We start from the raw sequence: 4,204 nt of genomic DNA on the forward strand, positions 1-4,204 counted from the left end.
CAAGTTGCTAATCCCCAATTATAAGCATGACGAGCTACTCCTGCGTGTTTAGCAAGTATTGTTTTTTGGTAATTGTTAAGTTTTAACTTAGTTTTAAAAGATTTCATGATTATTAGAGCTGTTGGCACTAAGCGCGCAGTCCTGCTGTTTCATATTTAGTTAATAAGTTAGACATAAATCTAGCGTATCACAATAAATGTCTAATTGTGTTTAACTTTGTCCAATTATTTTAATACTGTTGATAGCCCCACCTTTTAAGGCGCAATATTTTTGGAGAGTTGTTCAAATCCCCGTTACAAAAATAACTTCTGACTTCTGACTTCTGACTTCGTTAACACGCCTGCCATAGCTTAAAATAACTATACTATCAATTTAAGAGTAAGGCATGGGAACTATTTGGGAACTAGACTTTTACAGTCGTCCAATACTTGATGAAAAACAAAAAAAACTCTGGGAACTCTTAATATGCGAAAGTCCCCTAGATATTAATCATCCTACAGACTCTTTGTATCGTTACTCTGAGTTTACAAGTAATCAACAGGTAAACTCTATTTGGCTAAAGAGCGCCATTGAAAAAGCGATCGCTGATGCTCCAGAAGCACCTCAAAAAATTCGCTTTTTCCGTGGTCAAATGAATAACATGATTACCAAAGCTTGTGCAGAAATGGCCATTCCTGCAGTTCTAAGTCGTCGCACTTATGCACTCAACCAGTGGCTACAACAACGAATGGAAGAAGTTTATCCCACTTATCCCAATTATCAAGCAGGAGCAAATCCTTCAACTCAATACATGAGTCCCGCACCACAGCCTCTGCCAGATGCCTTAATTGGAGAAAAATGGACATTTGTAAGTTTAGATGTTGAGGCTTTTGCAGAAATGTCAGAGTGGGACATTGACTTTGGAGAAGCCTTTCCCCTTGGCACGATTGCTCTTGCACCCGATTTAAAGATTCCAGGTTTAATTATTTATTCATCTAGAGCAAAACCTTTAGCAGCTTGGATGTCAGGATTAGAGCTAGCTTTTGTCAAATTTAATTCAGGTCCTCCAGCTAGACTACTGTTAGAAACTGGAGGTAATGATTGTTGGATTTTAGCTAATCTGGGTAATTCATCAACTATTGAGGAAGCTAAAAGATTTTCCGAAGCAAAGTCAAAAGTCAAACAAGTTCATTTTCTAGCTGTACAGTCAAATCCAGAATCTGAATCATTTGCTGGTTTTTGGTTGCTGCAAGAAATTAATATCTAGTTAAGCTTTGGGTACTGGACGTTGGTAAAATCCTACTAACAACTTTATTGTCCAAAATCATAAATCCCAAACAGAATTTTATGACCCAGTTAGCAGAAAAACTGCTAGAAGTAGCTGCCAAAGCAGGAGCTGAGGCAGCAGAGGTATTTCAAGCTCGATCGCACTCCCGGCCCGTATTTTTTGAAAGCAATCGACTCAAGCAACTAGAAAGCACTCAGTCAGAGGGTATAGCGCTCCGACTTTGGCGAAATGGATGTCCAGGAATAGCTGTTGCTCATGGGCCAGTGGAAGCCAATGCTTTAGTAGAACTTGCCTTGTCTATCAGTAGTCTTAATGAACCAGAATATATTGAACTAACCTCTAAAGCGAAAAATCGATATTATCCCAACCAAGGAATATCTATATCAGTGGAACAACTGGTAACTTGGGGAAAAGAAGCGATCGCATTAATTCGAGAAATTTATCCAGATGTGATTTGTCATGGAGAATGGGACTGCGAAATTGAATCTACTCGTTTAGTTAATTCCCTAGGGCTAGATTGTCATCATATAGATACAACCCTTAGTGGCTATGTAGAAACTGATTGGGTCAGAGGTGACGACTTATTAAATATATCTGATGGCCAAATTCAGAGAAATACCCTTGACCCAAGGAAAGTAGCAAATCGAATTTTGCAGCGATTAGATTGGGCGAACAAAAATGTGACACCCCCCAGGGGGAAAGTACCTATTTTGTTTACAGCTAAAGCAGCAGATTTACTATGGAGTACAATTTCTGCAGCTTTGAATGGTAAGCAGGTACTAGAAGGTGCTTCTCCTTGGAGCGATCGCCTGGGGGAACTTGTTACTAGCAAACAATTGACTATTTCTCAACAACCAGAGGAGGGGCCTTTTAGTTGTCCTTTTGATGATGAAGGTATTCCTACCCGCTCGATAAAATTTATTGAAAATGGCATTTTACAATTGTTTTATACAGACCGGACAACTGGTAGATTATTGGGTAGCGGGACTACTGGTAATGGGTTTCGCCCCGATCTGGGAAGCTACCCTACACCAGAATTATTTAATTTTATAGTTCAACCAGGAGAGCGATCGCTGAAACAATCAATCGAGATGTTGGATGATGGAATTATAGTCGATCAGATCCTCGGTGGTGGTGCTGGTATTTCTGGTGATTTTTCTATTAATGTTGAACTTGGTTATCGTGTAAGAAGGGGTGAAATAGTTGGTAGAGTTAAGAATACGATGATTGCTGGCAATGTTTATACAGCATTAAAGCAATTAGCAGTATTGGGAAGTGATGGCGAATGGAATGGCTCTTGTTACACTCCTCATGTAATTTTAGAAGGGTTATCTACTATTAGCAGAATAGATTAAATTACTTGCTTTATTAATTAGAATTAGCTATTAAATTTTAAATTTGTTTTATTTATCATTAAATGGAAATTAGAATTTGCTTCATTGGAGACTCTTTTGTAAATGGTACGGGAGACCCTAGATGTTTGGGTTGGACGGGTAGAATTTGCCAAACAGTTTGCGATCGCGGATACGATCTTACATATTATAATTTAGGAGTTAGAAGAGATACTAGTGCTGATATTAATAATCGTTGGTTGAGAGAAGTTTCTTGTCGTTTACCACCAGAAGTTGATGGTAGAGTAGTCTTTTCTTTTGGTGCAAATGACATGACTTTAAAAGCAGGTAAAACTCGTATAGAAAGGAATCAGTCAGTAGAAAATATTTACCAGATTTTAAATAAGGCCAAGCAGCTATTTCCTGTTTTAATGATCAATTCTCCTCCTCTGGAAGATGCAGAACATAACATGAGAATTGCTAATTTGTCTGACGATTTTGCTCGAGTATGTCTACAGCTAGATATTCCTTATTTAGATGTTTTTACACCGTTAAAAGATTCAGAGATTTGGCGACAAGAGGTAATACAAAATGATGGCGCTCATCCAAGAGCATTAGGTTATTCTGAGTTAGCAAAGTTAGTAGAAAATTGGAGTTCATGGAAATCTTGGTTCCAGAAATAATAACTTTATTTAGACCTGTAGGAAAGAAGGAGATGGAATTAATCAAAAAAAGTAATTATTGTGCTTTTCCGCCTCGTTTACCCTTCCAACCATTTTTTTATCCTGTTCTAAATGAAGAGTATGCGGTGCAAATAGCACGAGATTGGAATACGAAAGATGCAGCATCTGGATATATTGGTTATGTAACACAATTTCAAGTAAGAGCTGAATTTATCAAGAGATATTCTGTTAAAACTGTAGGAGATTCACACCATAAAGAATATTGGATTCCTGCTCAAGAATTATCTGAATTTAATCAAAATATTATTGGTAAAATTAAAGTCATTAATAAATTTATAGATTCATAAAATATTTACTGCGACTATCTCAAAAAAAAGTTTTTTTATGACAATTATTTTGAAAAGTATAAAATTTTAAGCGTAAGCAGTTAGCGCTTCCCTATGGGATGCTACGCAAACAACAATTAGTAATGAATAATTACTTCTAAAGTTTAGTCCGGAGACTTTGGCAGTAACTTTTATTCTTTCTCAATTTCAAAGGTTGCTTTTACCTTACCTAAAATTAATAGCTGCTAATAGCTGACGGCTGAATGTTTACGCAGGAGAGGAGGTTTAAAATTACCAAAAACCTGTCCGATCCAAAAAAGGAGAAAATTCTGGATCTGACCAATGTATGGGCAGACTAGCTGTAACTTTATAACCTTTTGTTAGATGAAAATGAATTAGCTGCTCTGCACCTGCATAATTACTAATTTCATCCCCAGACCAAATTACTTCGGTTTTACCCGTCAGATACAATATATAGCGCTGTGCGCAGGCAACAGCTCATCTGGCAACAGCGGTCAGACCCCGCGCCGCCGGCAGCTCGCTTGCGGTCGGACCCCGCGCCGCCGACAGGCGCAAGCGGTGAGACCCCGCGCCGCC

6 protein-coding genes are annotated in these 4,204 nt (G+C 38.2%); 4 read left to right on the forward strand and 2 right to left on the reverse strand.

Features of this window, described 5'->3' with window-relative positions; genetic code table 11:
• The coding region (locus AC3DU7_RS26895) for a helix-turn-helix domain-containing protein (RefSeq protein ID WP_488042337.1) at nt 1-107 on the reverse strand (107 nt) is incomplete at its 3' end.
• 278 nt (nt 108-385) lie between these two features.
• On the opposite strand from AC3DU7_RS26895, the gene AC3DU7_RS26900 reads away from it, so the two are divergent.
• The 4 genes from AC3DU7_RS26900 to AC3DU7_RS26915 all read left to right on the forward strand — a co-directional run bounded on the left by AC3DU7_RS26900 (nt 386) and on the right by AC3DU7_RS26915 (nt 3,628).
• Nucleotides 386-1,246 (forward strand): Tab2 family RNA-binding protein, encoded by an 861-nt coding sequence (locus tag AC3DU7_RS26900; RefSeq protein ID WP_488042332.1) that lies wholly within the window; start codon nt 386-388, stop codon nt 1,244-1,246.
• A gap of 80 nt (nt 1,247-1,326) precedes the next feature.
• On the forward strand, nt 1,327-2,622 hold the full coding sequence (locus AC3DU7_RS26905; protein WP_488042333.1) for a TldD/PmbA family protein: 1,296 nt from the start codon (nt 1,327-1,329) through the stop codon (nt 2,620-2,622).
• Between the two features lie 62 nt (nt 2,623-2,684).
• A complete protein-coding gene (locus AC3DU7_RS26910; protein WP_488042334.1) occupies nt 2,685-3,281 on the forward strand; it encodes a GDSL-type esterase/lipase family protein in 597 nt (198 codons plus the stop codon).
• Nucleotides 3,257-3,628: a hypothetical protein gene (locus tag AC3DU7_RS26915; protein ID WP_488042335.1), complete on the forward strand. Its 372-nt coding sequence runs from the start codon at nt 3,257-3,259 to the stop codon at nt 3,626-3,628. Before AC3DU7_RS26910 ends, AC3DU7_RS26915 begins: the two co-directional genes overlap by 25 nt.
• Before the next feature lie 270 nt (nt 3,629-3,898).
• Here AC3DU7_RS26915 and AC3DU7_RS26920 read toward each other — a convergent pair whose 3' ends face one another.
• Entirely contained in the window at nt 3,899-4,078 is a 180-nt protein-coding gene (locus AC3DU7_RS26920) for a hypothetical protein (protein WP_488042336.1), read from the reverse strand.
• Nucleotides 4,079-4,204: the final 126 nt, after the last annotated feature.

This window comes from Okeania sp. (assembly GCF_983059655.1).